The organism is Paractinoplanes rhizophilus (assembly GCF_042664765.1).
Taxonomy (GTDB): domain Bacteria; phylum Actinomycetota; class Actinomycetes; order Mycobacteriales; family Micromonosporaceae; genus Actinoplanes; species Actinoplanes rhizophilus.
On sequence record NZ_JBHTBJ010000009.1, the window covers coordinates 128493 to 147812 of the forward strand.

Here is a 19320-nt window from a genome sequence, read left to right on the forward strand (position 1 = left end):
GGCGCTGTCTCGTCGAGATGGTATGGATCGAGGCATGAGCGAACGCCGACAGCTGATCAACGTGGCCTACCGGCTGCTCGGGTCGCTGGCCGACGCCGAGGACGTGGTCCAGGAGACCTACGCGCGCTGGTACGCCCTCACGCCGGCGCAACGCGACGAGATCGAGTCGCCGCCCGCGTGGATGACCCGGGTCGCGAGCCGCATCTGCCTCGACCTGCTCGGATCGGCGAGGGTAAGGCGGGAACGCTACGTCGGCGAGTGGCTCCCCGAGCCCGTGCCCGACGAGTGGAACCCGGCCGACCCCGCCGATCCGGCCGACCGGATCACCCTGGACGAGTCGGTCAGCATGGCGTTCATGGTCGTGCTCGAGTCGATGACCTCCGCCGAGCGGGTCGCTTTCATCCTCCACGACGTCTTCCGGTACTCGTTCGCGGAGGTCGCCGAGGTCGTCGGGCGGACACCGGCGGCCTGCCGCCAGCTGGCCTCGTCGGCCCGCCGGCGGGTCCGCACCGCACCCACGCCCGCCGCGACGCCGCCCACCCGGGCCGACGCGATCGTCCGCGGCTTCAAGCAGGCTTGGCAGGCGGGCGACATCAACGCGCTCGTCGCCCTGCTCGACCCCGATGCCCGCGCGGTCGCCGACGGTGGCGGCCTGGCCGAGGCCACGCCGCACCCGATCATCGGTGCCGAGGAGATCGCCCGCGGGATGATGGCGATCCTGGCCAGGACCGGGGACATGACGATGGTGGTCCGCACCGTCAACGGACGCCCCGGTCTCGTCCTGGAGCAGGACGGCGTCATCAACACGGTCATGGCCTTCGAAATCGACGGCGACCGCATCACCCACCTCTGGGCGATCCGCAATCCCGAGAAGCTGCGTCCCTGGAAAGGCTGACCTCTCGCGAGTCCCCGCACCCGCGTCGGCGCGCGCGTTAGTCGGCGCCCGCGGTGGCGTCGGCGAGGGTGGGTGGGCCGGCCGCTATGCGGGCTCGGATCTCGGCCATGCGGTCGGGGGAGTGGTGGGGCAGCTCCCAGCGGGTCTCCATCCACCAGGTGCAGCCCGCCTCGGACCACGGCCTCACCAGCTCCGCGCCGCGGGCGGGATCGTCGGTCGGTGTCTCGCCCTCGGCGAGGATGTCCATGGTGGACGGCGCGCCCTGCTCGGACAGCCAGGTGCGCATCTCCTTGACCGCCGCGGTGCTGGGCTCGTGGCCGGGGATCACGCCGTCGCAGCGGAGGGCTCGGCGCATCGATTTCAGGCGGGGCCAGACGGCCACCACCCAGATCGGGATGCGCTCCTGCACCGGGCGGGCCACGTCGCCCAGGTCGTCGCGGTTGGTCTCGTATTGGTAGTGGACGCCCGCATAGGAGCGGGCGCCGTTCCAGAGGGCGCGGATCAGGTCGATGCCCTCATCCATCATCTCGGCGCGCAGGCGCAGGTCGGTGGGCTCGCCGGTGACGGGCAGATCGGTGGTGACGGCGCCGACGCCGATGGCCAGGACGGCGCGGCCGCCGGAAAGCTGGTCGAGCGTGGCCACCTGACTCGCCACCTTCCATGGGCGGCGCCACGGCAGCGGGGTCAGCATCGTGCCGAGGCGGACGCGGGTGGTGCGGGCGGCCATCGCGGCCAGCAGCGACCAGGCGTCGACACCATAGGCCGCCTCCCACACGAAGACGCCGTCCCAGCCGGCCTGCTCGGCGAGGACGGCCAGGTCGAGCTGCTCGCGGGCGGTGCCGCCGGGGAGGATGACGCCGAACCGTAGGGTCATGCGTCCTTGCTATCAGCTACCTCCGACAATTTCCGGCCGAGCAGCAGCAGGATCTCGGAAAGCGGATCGGTGTCTGCGGGAACGGGCAAAGCGGGCGCGAACGGGGCGCCGGGCTCGAGCCGGGCGGGGCCGTCGGGCACGGAGCGGGCGAGCGGCAGGGCGGCGGCCACAACCGCGGGATCCGGCGAGTAGGGCCGGCCGAGGGAGGTGGCCACGTCCCATCCGTGCACCACGTAGTCGACCAGGTGGAAGCCGATCGCGAGCCGGCCGGGGAAGGAAGCGCCGAACTCGGGCAGCTCGAAGATCCGGTCGAGCACCCCGGGGGCGGCGAAGGCGGCGAGGACAAGGTCGGCGGACGCCGCGTAGTCCCGTACCGAAAATGGCGCCCACGACCAGGCGGCCAGGTCGCCACCGTGACCCGACGCCGCCGCGGCAAAGCCGCGATGTTGGGCCGTCATGTGGGTGAGCAGCGCACCCAGGTGCCACTCCGCGCACGGCGTCGGCCGCGACAGATCGGCGTCGGTGACGCCGGAGACGAGGTGGACGGTCGATCGGACGGCCAGGGCATCAAGAGCGATCAAATCAGTAGGCATATGCTTATCATCTACGTGTGCCTATGATTTGGCAACCGGAGGAGGATGCCGGATGTGGCGGAGACCGAGCGGGCCGATCTGGGAGCGATGGTGATGCGGCTGGGACGCCGCTTGCTCGCCATGGAGCAGCCGATCCTCGAGCATCACGGCGTGAGCATGTGGGGCTACGTCGTGCTGACCGCGCTGCGCGACGGTCCGGCTCGCGCCCAGGCCACCCTCGCGGCGGCGATCGGCGCCGACAAGACGCGGCTCATCCCGATCCTCGACGACCTGCAGCGCCGCGGCCTGATCGAGCGCGACCCCGACCCGGCCGACCGGCGGGTGCGGCTCCTTCAGCTCACGCCGGAGGGGCGCACGCTGCAAAAAGCGGTGCAGAAGGACATCCGCGCGGCCGAGGAGGCGATTCTGGCGGGGACGGAGGATCGCGAGGCGTTCGTCCGGGCGCTGGAAGCGCTTTCCCGGGCCGTTTCCTGAGGCGGGTTCCCGGGCCGCTTTCTAGAGCCTCGTTGCCAGGGCCTCGGAAAGGCCGCGGGCGGCCAGCCGGTCGGCCCGCTCGTTCTCGGGATGGCCGGCGTGCCCCTTCACCCAGTGCCACTGCACGTCGTGCCGGCGCACCGCCTCGTCCAGGCGCTGCCAGAGGTCGACGTTCTTGACCGGCTGCTTGGCCGCGGTCAGCCAGCCGTTGGCCTTCCACTTCGGCAGCCACTTCGTGATCCCGTCCCGCACGTAGATGCTGTCGGTGTACAACTTGACCGTGAGCGGCGCGCGGGTCAGCGCCTCGAGCGCGCTGATCGGCGCCATCAGCTCCATGCGGTTGTTGGTGGTGGGCTCGGCCGTGCCGCCGCACATGTCCTTCTCCCGGCCGCCGTAGCGCAACACCGCGCCCCAGCCGCCCGGCCCCGGATTGGGCACGCACGCCCCATCGGTGTAGATCTCCACCACGGTCATGCGAGCACCCTACCGACGAGCGAGAGTGAGGTCGGCCATCGGCGGGCCGCCCTCAGCGGAGTGTCAGCGACCGGGACGTAAGGTGGCCGGGGCGGAAGGGGTCTGCGGGTGAGTGACGGCGCGGTCGAGGTTTCGGATGTCGTCGTGCGCTACGGTGCCAAGACCGCCGTCGACGCCAAGATCGCGGTGGACCGGGTCTCGCTGACCGTGCCGCGCGGCCGGGTGCTGGCCCTGCTCGGGCACAACGGCGCCGGCAAGACGAGCCTGCTGCAGGTGTGTGAGGGCTTCCGCCCGCCCGACCAGGGGACCTGCCGGGTGCTCGGCCTCGACCCGATCGCCGATCATGACGCGCTCATGCCGCGGCTGGGCATCATGCTGCAGTCGGGCGGGTTCTATCCGTGGGCGACCGCGGCCGAGCTCCTCCATCTCTACGCCTCCTTCTCCGCAAATCCGATAAATCCGGATGACCTGCTGGACCGCCTCGGGTTGCGCAAGGCCGCGAAGACCCGCTTCCGGCGGCTCTCCGGCGGTGAGCAGCAGCGACTGAGCCTGGCGATCGCGCTGGTCGGCCGCCCCGAGCTGGTCTTCCTCGACGAGCCCACGGCGGGCATGGACACCGAGGCCCGGCACACCACCTGGCAGCTGATCGAGCAGCTCCGGGCCGACGGCGTGAGCGTGCTGCTCACCACGCACCTGCTCGACGAGGCCGAACGCCTCGCCGATGACGTCGTCATCATGCGAGAGGGCCGGGTGGCGGCCACCGGCACCCCGGGCGAGCTCACGGCCGCGGCGGGCATAGACCTTCTTGAGGTACGGGCGGAGCCCGCGCTCGCGCCGGTGCTGCCCTTCCCGGTGACCGAGTCGAGCCCCGGGGAGTACACGATCACCGGCACTCTGGACGCCGCCGCGATCGCCGAGGTCCTCGCCTGGTTCGCCCGCTCCGGCGCCCAGGTCACGGCGGTCAACACCCGCCGGCGCACGCTCGAGGACGTCTATCTGGCGCTCACCGCGGAAAAGGCCGCAGCCCGATGACCGGGGGAAGGGCGGCAGCCCGATGAGCAGGGAACAGGCGGCAGCCCGATGACCGGGGGAAGGGCGGCAGCCCGATGAGCAGGGAACAGGCGGCAGCCCGATGAGCACGGAACAGGCGGCAGCCCGATGACCAGGGAAAGGGCGGCAGCCCGATGACCACCTTCGCCCCCGCCCCGGCGCGCAACGGCACCAAGACGATCCTGCGCAGCCAGATCCGGATGGAGCTGATCCTCACCGCCCGCCGCGGCGAGGCCGTCGTGCTCGCCATGGGCGTCCCGCTGCTGGTCCTGCTCGGCGCCGGCCTCACCGAGGTCACCAACGTCCCGGGCGGCGACCGCCTGGCGTACGTCGTGCCGGGCGTCCTCGCGCTCACCGTCATGTCCACGGCGTTCACCGGGCAGGCCATCACCACCGGGTACGAGCGCAGCTACGGCGTCCTCAAACGACTCGGCGCCTCCCCGCTGACCCGCCCCGGCCTGCTGTTCGCCAAGACCGCCGCGATCCTCGCGCTGATCGTGGTGCAGCTGCTGGTGCTGGCCGCGGTCGGGGTGGCCGTCGGCTGGCACCCGCGGATCGGCCAGATCCTCCCGGCGCTCGGCATCACGGTGCTGGCCACCGCGGCGTACACCGGCCTGGCTCTGCTGCTCGCCAGCGTGCTCAAGCCTGAGACCACCACGGGCCTGGCCACCCTGATCTACGTGCTGATGCTGGCGGCCGGCGGCATCATGTTCGCCGCGCCCGGCCAGATCGCCGAGTTCCTGCCGCTGGCCGCGCACGCCGAGGCGCTGCGGGCCACGCTTTCGCACGACCAGCCGGTCCCGCTCGGCTCCTGGGCCGGCCTCGCCGTCTGGGCGGCGGTCTGCGTGGTGGCCGCGGCCCGCAAGTTCCGCTGGGAGTGAGCCCGCCCACCGAGCCGCTGGGAGTGAGCCCCGCCCACCGAGCCGCTGGGAGTGAGCCCCGCCCACCGAGCCGCTGGGCATGAGCGGCGCCGAGACGCCGGGCCCGCAGGGGTGAGCGGCGCTGAACGGCCGAGGCCGCGGGAGTGAGCGGCGCCGAGGGCCGGGGCCAGGGGAGCGAGCAGCGCCGAGGGGCCGCCGGGGGCGCGTGTCCACCGATCGGTTGACAACCGCTGACGCCCGCCCGGTCGTCCCGCGCGACCACCCCCGGCCAGCAGGATCAGATCCATGAACGCGATTGAAGTCAGCGGACTTCGCAAGACATACCAGGGTCACGAGGCCGTCCGCGGCATCGACCTCACGGTCACCCGCGGCGAGGTGTTCGCGCTGCTCGGCCCGAACGGCGCCGGCAAGACCACCACCGTCGAGATCCTCGAGGGCCACCGCCGGCGTAGCGGCGGCGACGTGCGGGTGCTCGGCGACGACCCCGGCACGGCCGGCCGGGCCTGGCGGGCCCGCATCGGCGTCGTGCTGCAGGACGCGGACGACGCCGCCGACCTGACCGTCGCCGAGATGGTCCGGCACGTCGGCGGCTTCTACCCCGACCCGCGGCCGGCCGACGAGGTGATCGAGCTGGTCGGGCTGACCGAGAAGAGGGGCAGCAAGATCCGCCAGCTCTCCGGCGGGCAGCGCCGCCGGGTGGACGTGGCGCTGGGCATCATCGGCCGCCCCGAGCTGCTCTTCCTCGACGAGCCGACCACCGGCTTCGACCCCGCGGCCCGCCGCCAGTTCTGGGAGCTGATCCGCACGCTCGCGGCCGAGGGCACCACGATCCTGCTCACCACCCACTATCTCGAGGAGGCCGAGGCGCTCGCCGACCGCCTCGCGGTGCTGGCCGGCGGCCGGATCGTCGCCGAGGGCACCCCGGCCACCCTGGGCGGCCGGGCCCAGAGCGACGCGGTCATAAAGTGGCAAGAAGACGGAAAAATCCGGACGAAGCGCGCGACCGATCCCACCGAGCTGATCAAACAGCTGATCGACGAGAAGGCCGACCTGACCACCCTGACGATCACCCGCCCCACCCTCGAAGACGTCTACCTGGACCTGATCGGAGCCGGCCGATGACCACCGCCGCCATCCTGCCCTCGACCGCGATGACCGGTCTGTCCCGCGGCGGCGTCGAGATCCGCCAGTTCCTGCGGGACCGCACCGCCGTCATCTTCACCTTTGCCTTCCCGGCGATGCTTCTGCTGCTCTTCGGCACCATCTTCGGCGACTCCTACGACGTGCCGGGGGTCAGTGCCAGCCAGGTCTACAGCGCCAGCATGATCGCGTACGGGATCCTCGCCACCGCCTTCGTCACGATGGGCGCGGGCGTGGCGATGGACCGCGAGGACGGCACGCTGAAACGGCTCCATGGCACGCCGATCACGCCCTCGGCGTACCTGATGGGGAAGTTGATTTTGGTTTTGGTCCTGAGCGTCGCGGAGGCGGCCTTGCTGATCCTGGTGGGCGTGCTGGTCTTCGACATGCCGGTGCCCGACGTCACGCACTGGCTGACCTTCGCCTGGCTGTTCCTGCTGTCGACCTTCGCGTGCACGGCCTGCGGCATCGCGGTCAGCGCGATCGTCAAGCACGCCCGCACGGCCGGCGCGATCCTCAACGTGCCGGTGGTGGCGCTGCAGTTCATCTCGGGCGTCTTCATCCACCCGATCACCCAGCTGCCGTCGTGGCTGATCACCGTGGCGTCGTTCTTCCCGGTCAAGTGGATGAGCCAGGGCTTCCGGTACGTCTTCCTGCCGGACAGCATGAAGCAGTTCGAGGCGGCGGGGCAGTGGGAGCTGGGGCGGACGGCCTTGGTGCTCGGCGCGTGGTGTGTGATCGGATTGGTGCTGTGCCTGGTGACGTTCCGCTGGACCGAGAGGGATCGGTGACCGACAGCGACGTCCACACGCGGTACTCGCGGTGGTGGGACGCGTACTTCGGGGTGATCGCGGTGGCGGTGGCCGCCGCGATCCTCCTCGGCGACGATCACCCCCTGTGGCGCCGGCTGCTCGCGGCCGGCGTCATCGCCGCGATGATGCTCCTGCACCTGGCGCTGGGCCACCGGCCGGCGCGAGGCGAGGCCTACGGCGCGGTCCTGGCGACCGTGCAGATCGTTCTCTTCGCCGTCGCGGTGGCCCTCGTACCGTTCGCCACCTGGCTGTTGTTCGCGTTGATCCCGATGATGTTCGTGCTGACCGCCCTGCGGACGGCCGTCCCGCTGGTCATCCTGGTCAACCTGGTGACGCCGGCGATCGACGTGGTGCAGGCGCCCCGGATGCTGCCGGCCGACCTGCTGATCGCGCTGATCTCCGCGTCCGCCGGTCTCTGGCTGGGCTTCTGGATCCACCGGGTGGTCGAGCAGAACACCGAGCGCGGCCGGCTCATCGCCGAGCTCGAGGCCTCGCGGGCCGAGGTGGCGCGGCTGTCGCACGAGGCCGGGGTGGCGGCCGAGCGGGCCCGCCTGGCCGGCGAGATCCACGACACCCTGGCCCAGGGCTTCACCAGCATCATCACGTTGCTCCAGGCGGCCGATCCGGCGTTGCGCGACGAACGGCTCGCGCTCGCGGTCCGCACCGCGAAGGAAAACCTGGCCGAGTCGAGGGCCCTGGTCGCCGCGTTGGCGCCGGCTGCGTTGTCCGAGGGGTCACTGCCCGATTCCGTACGCCGTCAGGCCGCGCGCTTCACGGAGGAGACCGGCACGCCCGCGACCGTTCGGGTGACCGGTGACGAGCGCGCGCTGCCGACGAAGGTCGAGGTGGTGCTGCTGCGCGCGGCCCAGGAGGCGCTGACGAACGTCCGCCGCCACGCCGGCGCGCACGAGGCGGCGGTGCTGCTCGCCTATGCTCCGGCCGCGGTGCGGCTCGTGGTGCGCGACGACGGCCGCGGCTTCGACCCCGCAACGGCCGACGGGTTCGGCCTCAACGGGATGCGCGCCCGAGCCGAGCAGGTGAACGGCACGCTGACCGTGCGGAGCGACCCCGAGACGGGCACGACGATCGAGTTGGAGGTGCCGGCGTGATCCGGTTGATCCTGGTGGACGACCATCCCGTGGTCCGGCACGGACTGCGCGGCATGCTCGACGCCGAGCCGGATCTGAGCGTGGTGGGCGAGGCCGGCTCGGGCGAGGCCGGGGTCTCGCTCGCGGCCGAGGAGCGCCCCGACATCGTGCTGATGGACCTGCGCATGCCGGACGGCGACGGAGTCTCGGCCACCGAGCGCATCCTCGCCACCGTCCCCGGCGTCAAGGTGATGGTGCTGACCACCTACGAATCCGACCGCGACATCCTGCGCGCCATCGAGGCCGGCGCCTGCGGCTACCTGCTCAAGGACGCCTCGCCCGCCGAGCTCGCCGACGCCGTGCGGGCCGCGCACCGCGGCGAGACCGTGCTGGCCCCGAGCGTCGCGTCCACTTTGGTGCGTCAGGTGCGGCAGCCGGCGCCGCCCGCGCTGTCGTCGCGCGAGACCGAGGTGCTGCGCTTGGTGGCCGGCGGCCTGACCAACGCCGACATCGGCAAGCGGCTGTTCATCTCGGAGGCGACGGTCAAGACCCACCTGCTGCGGGTCTTCAACAAGCTGGACGTGGCCGACCGCACCGCCGCGGTGACCACGGCGATGCGGCACGGCCTGCTCTGAGCGCCCGCTCTCAGCGCTCGCTGAAGCGCTGCACGAACGCCAGCGCCGTGTTCGCCACCTCGAGCCAGCCGCTGTCGATGGTCAGCGAGTGCCCGCGGTCCGGGATCGAGGCGAACTCGGTCACCCCGCTGTTCTTCTCCTGGATCTTGAAGTTCGCCTCGACGATGGCCGGCGGGACGGTGTGGTCGCGCGCGCCCGAGATGATCAGCATCGGGCCGCGGTACGCGTTCTCGTGGTCGACCTTGACCTCGCTCCACGGGTTGAAGTTCGCCACCGCGCCCTGGAACAGCGGCGCCCCCGGGGCGGGGACGGCGAACTCCTCGTACAGCTGATGGGCCTCCTCCTCGTTGACCGCGTTGGCGAACGCGTACCGGAACTGCTCGTAGGTCAGCGGGATCGCCTTGCTGTAGTTGGCCGGGTTCTTCAGGATCGGCGAGGCCGAGCGCAGGGTGGAGATCGGCAGCGGCAGGACCCCCTGGAACGGCGCCGAGTCGATCGCCACGGTCGCGTTGGACAGGCCCCGCCCGGCGATGATCTGCGCGAGCAGGCCGCCGAACGAGTGCCCGATCACCGCCGGCTGCTTGTCGAGCTTGCCGATGACCTCGGCGTAGTGGTCGGCCACCTGCCCGACGGTCTTGCCGGCCATCACCTCCGGGTGCGCGTTGGCCTCCGCGACCGTCTCCGGGTCGTCCGGCCAGCCCGGCGTGATCGGCGCGTACCCGGCCGCCTGGAACACCTGGGCCCAGCGGTCCCAGCTGTTCGGGAGCAGCCAGAGGCCGTGGATGAAGACCACCGGCGTGAGGCCGGTGGCGTTGACCCGTTCGATGTCGTCGAGCGTGTGCTGCGGAACCTCGGTCATTGTGGACTCCCCCTTGATCTCTTCCCTCGGGATCAACCTAGGTTCGCGGGCACCCTCGGCGATAGCGTCGTTCGGCCCACACCTCGTCTCCCGGAGATTGCTTGACAGCGGCGGTTTCGAGGGGGAGCTGGCCGCCGGCGCCGTTTAGGATCTGGCGATGGCCCGGGCAGGACGGCTGGTGCGGCTCACTGCCGCGATCATCATCAGCGTGGTCGCGCTGGCCGGCGCCGTCCGGCTGGTCGGTCCGGCCGAGACCACTTCTTCCGTACGGCGTCAGCAGACGTTCCTGCGCGCCGCCCTGGAGGACGGCGCCGCTGCCCGTGCGCAACAGCAGTTCCCCGAGGGCTACTTCTTCTCGTACGCGCTCTACGGCCTGACCGCCGTCAATCTGGGCGACCGGGATGACGCCCGCTGGGCCCTGACCCACCTCGAGTCACCGATCGCGCGCGAGCCCTTCGACGCCGGCCTCACCCCGCAGTACGGCGTCTTCTACCGGGGTTGGCTCAACTACCTGCGCGGCGCCATCCTCTCGCTGCAGCCCCCCGGCGCCCTCTCCGACCTCTCGCCGCAGCCCTCCGGCGCCCCCTCTGATCCCGACTCCGCCGCTCTGGCCGCCGCCTTCGACCGCGACGCCGCCGAGATCGCCGCGGCCTTCGACGCCTCGCCCGTTCCCTTCCTCCCCGCCTATCCCGGCCAGGCGTGGCCGGTCGACTCCACCGTCGCCATCGCCTCGCTCGCCCTGCACGACAAGTTGCTACCCCCGAGATACGACGCCACCATCACCCGCTGGCTCTCCGGCGTACGCGTCAACCTCGACCCCGCCACCGGCCTGATGCCGCACACCGCCGACGTAGACACCGGCGCCCCCACCGCGGGCGCCCGCGGCAGTTCCCAGAGCATCATCCAGCGCTTCCTCCCCGAAATAGACACTGCGTTCGCTCGCGACCAATACTTGACATTCCAGACAAAATTCCTATCAAGGCCTTTAGGTCTAGGACCGGCCATTCGGGAATACCCCCACGGCACTTCCGGCCCCGCGGATGTAGATTCCGGCCCCCTTCCGCTAGGCATCTCTTTCTCCGCGTCGGTGGTCACCCTCGGCGCCGCCCGTATCCAGGGCGACCGTTCGTTGGCCGCGGGCCTGGCCAACTTCGGCGAGGTCCTCGGCGTCCCCGTCGACACCCTTCACACCCGCCGCTACGCCTTCGGCTTGCTTCCCATCGGCGATGCCTTCTTGGCCTGGTCGAAGTCCTCCCATCCGCTGGTCGCCGCCTCCCCGCCCGCCCAGCCTGCTCCGCGCGCCGCGCTCTCCTGGTGGTGGCGCGTCCCCTTGCTGCTCGTCTTCCTCCTGGTGGCCGTCGCTCCGTGGGTGCCCGCCGTCGTTCGTCGCCGACGCCGCCCCGCGTCCTGATCGAGACCGTGCCGCGCGGTGTCGCGCCTCGCCGCGCTTGCCGCCCCCGGGCACTTCCCCTGTCGCCGCGCTTCCTCCGTCGGCGCGTTTCCTCCGTCGCCGCGCCTCCCCGTCGCCGTGCCTCTCATCCCGTGACGTCTCGGCGCGCGCGATTATCAACCGCCATCGCGCGGCCTGACCGGCGTTTCCGCTTCCCGCATGCGCTGTGCGGCACCTTGACCGGATTTAAGCCGGAAAAATGCGTTCCACCGGTAACGCCGTTATATGCCGGTTAGATTACGGAAGGCGCGGCCTCAAGCCCGACTTCGAAGTCAGGCGTTGCGCCGCCGGAGCCGGGCAAATCCGGCGCCCCGAGCCGCCCTCAGGTGCGGTACCCGAACAGGCAAACCCGCGGCAACGCGGGGACGCAAAGCTAGGGGCCTCCCCGACGGAGGTAGCCCAGCCGCCGAAGGAGAAAGATCAGACATGCGCTATCGAGAAGCCCATGCGGCCACGAGCGGCTCGGTTCCGTTCACGCCGCATGGCAGGAAACCGGTGCGAACGGTCCTCGCGACCGCCGTAGCCGGCGCAATCGGCCTGGTGCCAGCAGTGATGGTCGCATCACCGGCCCTCGCCGCGACTGTCAGCGGTGACGTCACGCTCACCGCGCCCGGCCCCACGGCCGAGGGAAGCGTCGCGAGCTTCCCGTTGACGCTCACCAACCTGCTCGGTCCGGTGCCGACCGACCTGAAGTGGAGCACGGAGAACGGCACCGCGACGGCAGGTCAGGACTACACGGCGGTAACCAATGGGACCGTCGCGTTCGTTGCCGGAAATGCCATCCTCAATGTCACGACCTTGGTCGACAATGTGTATGAGGGTGCCACCGCCGAGACCTTCAAGGTCAATGTGTACGACCCGACCAGCAGCACTCCTATCGCCTCGGTGACGGCTGACATCACCGACACTCCGGGTACGGCGCCGGTGGTGACCCTTGCCCCGATTACCCCGGCAACGGTCACCGAGGGCAACAACGGCTGGCACTCGCAGACGTTCACCCTGACGATGACGCCCGCTTCGCAGGCAGCTCAGGCGGTGCACTGGGTTGCGGCGGCAGGGGCGCCGGGCCCCGGAATAGCGACGGATGGCACCGACTTCAAGGGTGCCAACGGAGATGTCACGTTCGCCTCCGGGGAAACCTCGAAGACGTTCACGGTCGACATCAATGGCGACACCACCCACGAAGACCTGGAAACCTTCGGGATCGCGCTGACCACCATTACGGTGCCCGGTACCGCGACGCCGACCACGGCGACGGTGACGGCGTCCAACACGATCACCATTGCGGACGACGACGCGCTGCCGACCTACAGCGTGCCGAACATCAACGTGAAAGCAGGGCCTGACCCGTCCGCGGCGATTGTGACGGTCAAGCTGTCGAACCCGACCAATGCGAGCGTCATTTTCGACCTTACGGCCACCAACGTCACCACGGTGGGCACCGAGTACACGCTCGCGACCTCGACCGTCACCATCCCGGCGGGCAGCGCCGCCGGCTACGGCGTGGTGCTGATCAACCCGACCACGGCGTTCGGACCTACCACGACGGCGACCATCACGGCCACACCAACGGCTGCGACCACTCTCGCCGGCACGTTGGCCACTGCGGCCCCGGCGAACGCCTCGCTGGCTATCGCCAACGGCGTCGCGGCGCCGGTCATCACGGTCGGCCCGAACACGGTTGCCCCGGGCGGCTCGGTCCAGCTGGTCGCGACCATCACCGGCACGACGACGGCTCCCATCCCGGTCACGTTCAACTTCACGGGTGGCTCGGTCAACGGCAGCACGGCGGCTTCGCCGAGCGACTTCACCGCACCGGCGACCACGTCGGTCGTCATTCCGGCCGGCGTGACGAGCTACGCGATCGGGGCGCTGAGCGCGGCTACGCCGAGCACTCCGCAGCCGGACAAGACGATCCTCGTGTCCGGTGTTGCCTTCGGCGGCAGCGCGACCGTGCAGAACAGCGTCATCACCATCACGAGCGGCGGCGGCACCACGCCGACGGAGCCGGGCACGGGCAACCTGACGATCAGCGCGCCGAAGAACATCGTTGGTGCGATCGCTGTGCCGATCACGGGTATGGCGCCGGCCAGCAGCACGGTTGACCTCTGGGCCGCTCCGATGGGCAGCGGCGGGGAGCTCAAGAAGATCCTCTCCACCAAGAGCGACGCCGACGGCAACTACTCGTTCTCGCGCTGGATCGGCGAGGGTTACCGCTTCGCCGTGGCCTCGGGTGACGACCAGTCGGACGAGATCATGGTGACCGTCACGCAGAAGCCGGTCTTCGTGGCCAGCTCGCCCCGCAAGGGTGTGCTGAGCCTCGCGGTCCAGGGCAACCCGCGTGCACCCGGCCAGACCGTCATCGTGCAGCGCGCGGCGGGTGGCAAGTGGGTCAACACCTGGCGGGGCACCACGGGTAGCGACAACATCTGGCGTGGTACTGCCAGCCTGCGGTCGGGCTCCGTGGTGACGATCCGGGCCTTCGTGGCCGGCTACACGCCGGACGGCCTGGCTCCGGGGTACACCGCCCCGAAGAACGTCGCCATCAAGTAAGGCGCCGAAGCATCACCTGATCGAACGAAGGCGGGGGCGGCCAATGGCCGCCCCCGCCGCTTTGCGTTGTGGCTCACGAGTCGCGGAGCCGTGAGCGCGCGGGGTGGACCGCGCAGGCCGGACGCGGAGGGCGGAGGTGCTGGCCGCGGAGGTGTGGGCCGCGGAGGTGTGGGCCGCGGAGGGGTGGGCCGCGCAGGGGTGGGCCGCGCACATGAGGCCGCGATGGAGTGGGCCGCCGCAGTGTGGGACGTGGCGGCGTGGATAGCGGCGGCGTGGGCTGCGGCTGCGGGGCTGGCCGCAACGGCGGCGTGCGCTACGGCTGCGGGGCGGGCCGTAACGGCGGCGTGGATTGCGGCTGCCGGGCGGGCCGTGGCGGCGGTGGCTTCGTGGCGTGTTCCGCGGCCTATGTTCGCGGGTGGAAGAGGTTGCGGCGAGGGCGTTGCTCGGGGTCAATCCACGGTGGGGGCACGAAGGTGGGCAGGCGGTCGGGGCAGAGCTCGGCTCGCCAGCCGCCATTCGGGTTGTGCAGCAGGCGGTGATGGTGGCGGCACAGGAGTACCAGGTTGTCGAGGTCGGTGGGGCCGCCGTCGGACCAGGCGCGCAGATGGTGTGCGTCGCACCAGCGGGAGGGGCGGTCGCAACCGGGGAAAGCGCAGCCGCCGTCGCGGGCGGTCAAGGCCCGCCGCAGTGTGCCGTGGGCCAGGCGTCGGGTGCGGCCGGCGTCCAGGACCTGGGAAGCGCCGCCCAGCACCAGTGGCAAGAGGCGGGCGTCGCAGGCCAGGCGGCGGGCCGTTGCGGCGGAGACTCGCTCGCCGTCGGGGAGGACTCCGGTGGCGAGCCGGGAGGCCAGCGGATCGTAGGGGATGGTCAAGGTCAGCTGGGGTGGCTCGCCGCCGTCCTGGGGGAGCTCGCCGGATCGCAGGGCCAGGCGGCACACGTCGATCAGGGCGTCGGCGCGGCGTTGTGGGAAGGAGCGGTCGTCGGCCGGCGTGGGGGCGCAGAGGGGCTGCAGGGCGGCGGTGACGATGGCGGCGTCCTCCACGCCGAGGGCGCCGGACAGGCGGACCATGCCGTCGACGGGGAGGGAGAGCGTGAACGAGCGCCGGGGGTGGGCGCGAGCCTCGGCTCGGCGCAGGGCCGCCTCGTCGGCCAGGTCGGCGAGCTCGGGTGCGACGTGAGCGAGGATGCGGTCGCCCAGCTTGCGCAGCTGGTACGCGGGGAACTGGGCCGCCATGTCGATCAGCGTGGCCTCCGCGCGGGAGGCGATGGTGGCGGCACGGGTAGCGGCCAGGGCTGAGGGGACGGCGGTCGCGGCATGGGCGTCGGCCACGGCGGAAGGGGCGGCGGTCGTGGCGTCGGTGTCGGCGTCGGCGGCTGCGGCTGCGTCGGCCAAGGCGATGGGGACGGCGTTGACGGCGGCGGCGATGGTCGTGGCCTGACGCAGGTCTATCGAGCCGCTGATCAGGGCACGCTCGACTTCCGGCCGGTGGTCGAGGAGGGTGGCGGCCTCGGTTAGGTCGCGAGCTGGCTGTGGATCGATGCGGAGCTGGTCGCGCAGCCATGTGGCCGTGGTGCGGTGGCCGTGCTTGGCGGGGAGGGCGCGGCAAGCGGCCTCACGGACCACGCGAATCTGGAGAGCGGTAAGGATCTGCTGCAGGCGGTGGGTAGCTTGCAGGAGGTCGAGCAGCTCCGTCTCGGGCAGGGGCCACAGCGCGGAGTCGGCCGCCTTGGCGGCTTCCTCTGCCCATGTGTGGACCGTGTCGAGCATGCCTCAAGTATCGAACATCCGTACGACAAAAATGGCGAGTGCGGGCGCCGCGGCCCGCACTCGCCGCGGATGAGAAGATCAATCCACCTCGGCCACGGCCTGGGCGAACTGGGCTGAATAGAGCCGTGCGTAGGCGCCGTCGGCGGCGATCAGGTCGTCGTGGGTGCCCTGCTCGACTATCTGGCCGTGCTCCATCACCAGGATGACGTCGGCGTCTCGGATGGTGGAGAGGCGGTGGGCGATGACGAAGCTGGTGCGGCCGGCTCGCAGGGTGTTCATGGCCCGCTGGATGAGCACCTCGGTGCGGGTGTCGACCGAGCTGGTGGCCTCGTCCAGGATCAGGATGCTCGGCTCGGCCAGGAACGCCCGGGCGATGGTGATCAGCTGCTTCTGGCCGGCGCTGACGTTGGAGCCCTCCTCGTCGATGACCGTGTCGTAGCCGTCGGGCAGCATGCGTACGAAATGGTCCACGTGCGCGGCCTCGGCCGCGGCCCGCACCTTGTCCATGTCGAACGAGTCGGCGCCGTAGGCGATGTTCTCGGCGATGGTGCCGCCGAACAGCCACGTGTCCTGCAGGACCATGCCGATCTGCTCGCGCAGCTCCTCGCGGGGCATCGTGTTGATGTCGATGCCGTCCAGGGTGATGCGGCCGGAGTCGACGTCGTAGAACCGCATGATCAGGTTGACCAGCGTGGTCTTGCCGGCGCCGGTGGGGCCGACGATCGCGACCGTCTGGCCGGGCTCGGCCACCAGCGAGAGGTGCTCGATGAGCGGCTTGTCCGGCAGGTAGCGGAAGGACACGTCCTCGAACGCGACCCGGCCCTCGGCGCGGCGCAGGTCAACCGGAGCCGGCTCGGCGGACTGCTCGGGCGCGTCGAGCAGGGCGAACACCCGCTCGGCCGAGGCCACGCCGGACTGGATCAGGTTGGCCATCGAGGCGACCTGGGTCAGTGGCTGGCTGAACTGGCGCGAGTACTGGATGAACGCCTGCACCTCGCCGAGCGACAGGTTGCCCGACGCCACCTGCAGGCCGCCGACGACCGCCACCAGCACGTAGTTCAGGTTGCTGATGAACATCATGGAGGGCTGGATCAGGCCCGAGATGAACTGGGCGCGGAAGCTCGACGCGTACAGCTTGTCGTTGTGATCTTCGAAGGTCTTCCGGGCCTCGTCCTGCCGGCCGAAGACCTTCACCAGCGAGTGGCCGGTGAACATCTCCTCGATGTGGCCGTTGAGCTTGCCGGTCGTCTTCCACTGGGCGACGAAGTTGGGCTGCGAGCGCTTGCCGATGAACGTGGTCACGAGGATCGACACCGGTACCGTGACCAGCGCGATCAGCGCGAGCACCCAGGAGATCCAGAACATGAACCCGAGTACGCCGACGATCATCAGCAGCGCCGTGACCAGCTGGGCGAACGTCTGCTGGAGGGTCTGCGCGATGTTGTCGGTGTCGTTGGTGGCCCGGCTGAGCACCTCGCCGCGGGGCTGCTGGTCGAAGTACGACAGCGGGAGCCGGGACAGTTTCGCCTCGACGTCCTGCCGGAGGCGGTAGACGGCCTTCTGGACCACCGTCGCGGTGAGCCGGCCCTGGAAGACGCCGAACAGCCAGGCGCACAGGTAGACGACCACCACCCAGCCGAGCAGGTGCAGCAGCTTGTCGAAGTCGATGCCCTGGCCGGGCACGAAGTCGACCGCGGAGAGCAGGTCGGCGCGGGTGTTCTCGCCGTTGGCCCGCAGCTGCTCGACGATCTGCGCCTTGCTGACGCCCTCCGGCACGGACCGGCCGATGACGCCGGAGAAGATGATGTCGGTGGCGTGGCCGAGCAGACGCGGGCCGGAGACCGACAGCGCGACGCTCGCGACGCCGAAGAGCAAAACCAGAGAGACCAGCAGACGGTACGGCCGGAGCAGGCCGAGAAGCCGCTTGGTGGAGCCCTTGAAGTCCTGCAGCTTCTCCGGTGGCCCGCCGGCGCCCATCATCATGCGGGCGGCCGGCGGACCTCCGGCGGGCGGCGCCGGGCGGCGAGTGGGGGCGGTCATGCCGCGGCCTCCTGCTCGGTGAGCTGGGAAAGAACGATTTCGCGGTACGTCGGATTGGTGTCCATCAGCTCGGCGTGGGTGCCCGTGCCGACCACCCGGCCGTCGTCGAGCACGATGATCCGGTCGGCGTCGCGGATGGTGCTCACCCGCTGGGCGACCACGACCACGGTCGCGTCGGCGATGTGCGCGATCAGCGCGGCCCGCAACGCGGCGTCGGTCGCGTAGTCGAGCGCGGAGAACGAGTCGTCGAAGAGGTAGATCTCGGGCCGGGCGACGAGCAGCCGGGCGATCGCGAGGCGCTGCCGCTGGCCGCCGGAGACGTTGGTGCCGCCCTGGGCGATCGGCGCGTCGAGGCCGCCCTCCATCTTCGCCACGAAGTCGCGGGCCTGGGCGATCTCGAGGGCCTCCCAGAGCTGCTCGTCGGTGGCGTCGGGGTTGCCGTAGCGCAGGTTGGTCGCCACCGTGCCGGTGAACAGGTACGGCTTCTGGGGGACGAGCCCGACCGTACGCGAAAGCAGGCTCTCCTCGAGCTCGCGCACGTCCACGCCGTCCACCAGCACCTGGCCCTCGGTCGCGTCGAAGAGCCGCGGCACCAGGTTGAGCAACGTGGTCTTGCCGCTGCCCGTGCTCCCGATGATGGCCGTGACCTCGCGCGGTCGCGCCGTGAGGTTGACCCCGCAGAGCACCGGCGCCTCGGCGCCGGGGTAGTGGAAGCCCACGTCGCGCAGCTCCAGGAAGCCGTGCCGGCGCAGCGTGGTGACCGGCGCGAGCGGCGGCGTGACGCTCGACTCGGTGCTGAGCACCTCGCGGATGCGCTCGGCGCAGACCTCGGCCCGCGGGATCATGACGAACATGAAGGTGGCCATCATGATCGACATCAGGATCTGCATGAGGTAGCTGAGGAACGCGGTGAGCGCGCCGATCTGCATGGCCCCGCCGTCGATCCGGTGGCCGCCGAACCACAGCACCGCGACGCTGGAGAGGTTCACGATCAGCATCACGGTCGGGAACATCAGCGCCATGAGCCGGCCGACCCGCAGCGAGACGTCGGTGAGCTCCTCGTTGGCGTCGTGGTAGCGAGCCTGCTCGCGGTCGTCGCGGACGAACGCGCGGATCACCCGGATGCCGGCGATCTGCTCCCGCATCACCTGGTTGACCTTGTCGATGCGCACCTGCATCATCCGGAACAGCGGCCGCATCCGCGTGATGATCAGGCCGACCGTGGCGATCAGGATCGGGACGATCACCAGCAGCATGCCGGAGAGCGGCACGTCCTGGCGCAGGGCCAGCACCACGCCGCCGACGCACATGATCGGCGCCGAGACCATCAGCGTGAACGTGAGCAGCACCACCATCTGGACCTGCTGCACGTCGTTGGTGGTGCGGGTGATCAGCGACGGCGCGCCGAACTGGCCGACCTCGCGGGCCGAGAACTGCTGGACCCGCGAGAAGATCGAGTTGCGCACGTCGCGCCCGACCGCCATGGCGGTGCGCGCGCCGAAGTACACCGCGACGGCCTGCGCCGCGATCTGGAGCACCGTGATGCCGAGCATGCCGATGCCGACCCGCATCACGTAACCGGTGTCGCCCTTGACCACGCCGTTGTCGATGATGTCGGCGTTCAGCGTCGGCAGGTAGAGCGTCGCCAGCGTCTGGAGGAATTGGAAGAGCACGACCATGGTGATCGCGCCCCGGTACGGCCGTAGATGGCCGCGGAGCAGTTGGATGAGCACC

The 19320-nt window shown here is 70.7% G+C and carries 17 protein-coding genes and 1 riboswitch; of the genes, 10 read left to right on the top strand and 7 right to left on the bottom strand.

The genetic code is table 11. The features are described 5' to 3' along the window. The first annotated feature begins 34 nt into the window (after window positions 1-34). A complete protein-coding gene (gene sigJ / locus ACFQS1_RS15510; protein ID WP_378968445.1) occupies window positions 35-895 on the top strand; it encodes an RNA polymerase sigma factor SigJ in 861 nt (286 codons plus the stop codon). Between the two features lie 37 nt (window positions 896-932). On the opposite strand, the gene ACFQS1_RS15515 is transcribed toward sigJ, so the two are convergent. Beyond that, the gene (locus ACFQS1_RS15515; RefSeq protein WP_378968447.1) at window positions 933-1769 is read right to left on the bottom strand and encodes an LLM class flavin-dependent oxidoreductase; all 837 of its coding nucleotides are present in this window, start codon (window positions 1767-1769) and stop codon (window positions 933-935) included. Next, window positions 1766-2362: a TIGR03086 family metal-binding protein gene (locus ACFQS1_RS15520; RefSeq protein WP_378968450.1), complete on the bottom strand. Its 597-nt coding sequence runs from the start codon at window positions 2360-2362 to the stop codon at window positions 1766-1768. The genes ACFQS1_RS15515 and ACFQS1_RS15520 overlap by 4 nt, the downstream gene beginning before the upstream one ends. 54 nt (window positions 2363-2416) lie before the next feature. On the opposite strand from ACFQS1_RS15520, the gene ACFQS1_RS15525 reads away from it, so the two are divergent. Further along, window positions 2417-2836, top strand: coding sequence for a MarR family winged helix-turn-helix transcriptional regulator (locus ACFQS1_RS15525; RefSeq protein ID WP_378968452.1), 420 nt, complete (start codon window positions 2417-2419; stop codon window positions 2834-2836). 21 nt (window positions 2837-2857) lie between these two features. On the opposite strand, the gene rnhA is transcribed toward ACFQS1_RS15525, so the two are convergent. Beyond that, window positions 2858-3310 (bottom strand): ribonuclease HI, encoded by a 453-nt coding sequence (gene rnhA, locus ACFQS1_RS15530; protein ID WP_378968454.1) that lies wholly within the window; start codon window positions 3308-3310, stop codon window positions 2858-2860. A 108-nt stretch (window positions 3311-3418) separates the two neighbouring features. Between rnhA and ACFQS1_RS15535 the strand changes: the two genes are divergently transcribed. The 6 genes from ACFQS1_RS15535 (at window position 3419) to ACFQS1_RS15560 (ending at window position 8916) form a co-directional block, all read left to right on the top strand. Further along, complete coding sequence (locus ACFQS1_RS15535) at window positions 3419-4342, top strand: ABC transporter ATP-binding protein (protein ID WP_378968456.1); 924 nt, start codon at window positions 3419-3421, stop codon at window positions 4340-4342. Window positions 4343-4494: 152 nt separating this feature from the next. Further along, complete coding sequence (locus ACFQS1_RS15540) at window positions 4495-5241, top strand: ABC transporter permease (RefSeq protein WP_378968458.1); 747 nt, start codon at window positions 4495-4497, stop codon at window positions 5239-5241. 285 nt (window positions 5242-5526) lie between these two features. Then, on the top strand, window positions 5527-6363 hold the full coding sequence (locus tag ACFQS1_RS15545) for an ABC transporter ATP-binding protein (RefSeq protein WP_378968460.1): 837 nt from the start codon (window positions 5527-5529) through the stop codon (window positions 6361-6363). Continuing rightward, entirely contained in the window at window positions 6360-7172 is an 813-nt protein-coding gene (locus ACFQS1_RS15550; RefSeq protein WP_378968462.1) for an ABC transporter permease, read from the top strand. The genes ACFQS1_RS15545 and ACFQS1_RS15550 overlap by 4 nt, the downstream gene beginning before the upstream one ends. After that, on the top strand, window positions 7169-8302 hold the full coding sequence (locus ACFQS1_RS15555) for a sensor histidine kinase (protein ID WP_378968464.1): 1134 nt from the start codon (window positions 7169-7171) through the stop codon (window positions 8300-8302). The genes ACFQS1_RS15550 and ACFQS1_RS15555 overlap by 4 nt, the downstream gene beginning before the upstream one ends. After that, window positions 8299-8916 carry a response regulator gene (locus ACFQS1_RS15560; RefSeq protein WP_378968466.1) on the top strand — a complete coding sequence of 206 codons (618 nt, stop codon included), beginning with the start codon at window positions 8299-8301 and terminating at the stop codon, window positions 8914-8916. The genes ACFQS1_RS15555 and ACFQS1_RS15560 overlap by 4 nt, the downstream gene beginning before the upstream one ends. Before the next feature lie 10 nt (window positions 8917-8926). Here ACFQS1_RS15560 and ACFQS1_RS15565 read toward each other — a convergent pair whose 3' ends face one another. Next, entirely contained in the window at window positions 8927-9775 is an 849-nt protein-coding gene (locus ACFQS1_RS15565; protein WP_378968468.1) for an alpha/beta hydrolase, read from the bottom strand. 157 nt (window positions 9776-9932) lie between these two features. On the opposite strand from ACFQS1_RS15565, the gene ACFQS1_RS15570 reads away from it, so the two are divergent. After that, window positions 9933-11186: a hypothetical protein gene (locus tag ACFQS1_RS15570; RefSeq protein ID WP_378968471.1), complete on the top strand. Its 1254-nt coding sequence runs from the start codon at window positions 9933-9935 to the stop codon at window positions 11184-11186. Window positions 11187-11557: 371 nt separating this feature from the next. Next, a riboswitch (cyclic di-GMP riboswitch) is annotated at window positions 11558-11636 on the top strand. A gap of 15 nt (window positions 11637-11651) precedes the next feature. After that, window positions 11652-13778, top strand: coding sequence for a Calx-beta domain-containing protein (locus tag ACFQS1_RS15575; protein ID WP_378968473.1), 2127 nt, complete (start codon window positions 11652-11654; stop codon window positions 13776-13778). A 403-nt stretch (window positions 13779-14181) separates the two neighbouring features. On the opposite strand, the gene ACFQS1_RS15580 is transcribed toward ACFQS1_RS15575, so the two are convergent. From ACFQS1_RS15580 to ACFQS1_RS15590, 3 genes are all read right to left on the bottom strand, one after another. Next, window positions 14182-15546, bottom strand: coding sequence for an HNH endonuclease signature motif containing protein (locus tag ACFQS1_RS15580; RefSeq protein WP_378968475.1), 1365 nt, complete (start codon window positions 15544-15546; stop codon window positions 14182-14184). Between the two features lie 78 nt (window positions 15547-15624). Further along, on the bottom strand, window positions 15625-17586 hold the full coding sequence (locus ACFQS1_RS15585) for an ABC transporter ATP-binding protein (protein ID WP_378968477.1): 1962 nt from the start codon (window positions 17584-17586) through the stop codon (window positions 15625-15627). Beyond that, window positions 17583-19319 carry an ABC transporter ATP-binding protein gene (locus ACFQS1_RS15590; protein ID WP_378968479.1) on the bottom strand — a complete coding sequence of 579 codons (1737 nt, stop codon included), beginning with the start codon at window positions 19317-19319 and terminating at the stop codon, window positions 17583-17585. Before ACFQS1_RS15590 ends, ACFQS1_RS15585 begins: the two co-directional genes overlap by 4 nt. Between the last annotated feature and the right edge of the window lies 1 nt (window position 19320).

Coding starts and splice junctions, on each gene's coding strand:
- ACFQS1_RS15585 (WP_378968477.1), bottom strand. CDS start 17,586: ATGACCGCCCCCACTCGCCGCCCGGCGCCGCCCGCCGGAGGTCCGCCG.
- ACFQS1_RS15575 (WP_378968473.1), top strand. CDS start 11,652: ATGCGCTATCGAGAAGCCCATGCGGCCACGAGCGGCTCGGTTCCGTTC.
- ACFQS1_RS15550 (WP_378968462.1), top strand. CDS start 6,360: ATGACCACCGCCGCCATCCTGCCCTCGACCGCGATGACCGGTCTGTCC.
- ACFQS1_RS15540 (WP_378968458.1), top strand. CDS start 4,495: ATGACCACCTTCGCCCCCGCCCCGGCGCGCAACGGCACCAAGACGATC.
- ACFQS1_RS15565 (WP_378968468.1), bottom strand. CDS start 9,775: ATGACCGAGGTTCCGCAGCACACGCTCGACGACATCGAACGGGTCAAC.
- ACFQS1_RS15570 (WP_378968471.1), top strand. CDS start 9,933: ATGGCCCGGGCAGGACGGCTGGTGCGGCTCACTGCCGCGATCATCATC.
- ACFQS1_RS15515 (WP_378968447.1), bottom strand. CDS start 1,769: ATGACCCTACGGTTCGGCGTCATCCTCCCCGGCGGCACCGCCCGCGAG.
- sigJ (WP_378968445.1), top strand. CDS start 35: ATGAGCGAACGCCGACAGCTGATCAACGTGGCCTACCGGCTGCTCGGG.
- rnhA (WP_378968454.1), bottom strand. CDS start 3,310: ATGACCGTGGTGGAGATCTACACCGATGGGGCGTGCGTGCCCAATCCG.
- ACFQS1_RS15580 (WP_378968475.1), bottom strand. CDS start 15,546: ATGCTCGACACGGTCCACACATGGGCAGAGGAAGCCGCCAAGGCGGCC.
- ACFQS1_RS15520 (WP_378968450.1), bottom strand. CDS start 2,362: ATGCCTACTGATTTGATCGCTCTTGATGCCCTGGCCGTCCGATCGACC.
- ACFQS1_RS15545 (WP_378968460.1), top strand. CDS start 5,527: ATGAACGCGATTGAAGTCAGCGGACTTCGCAAGACATACCAGGGTCAC.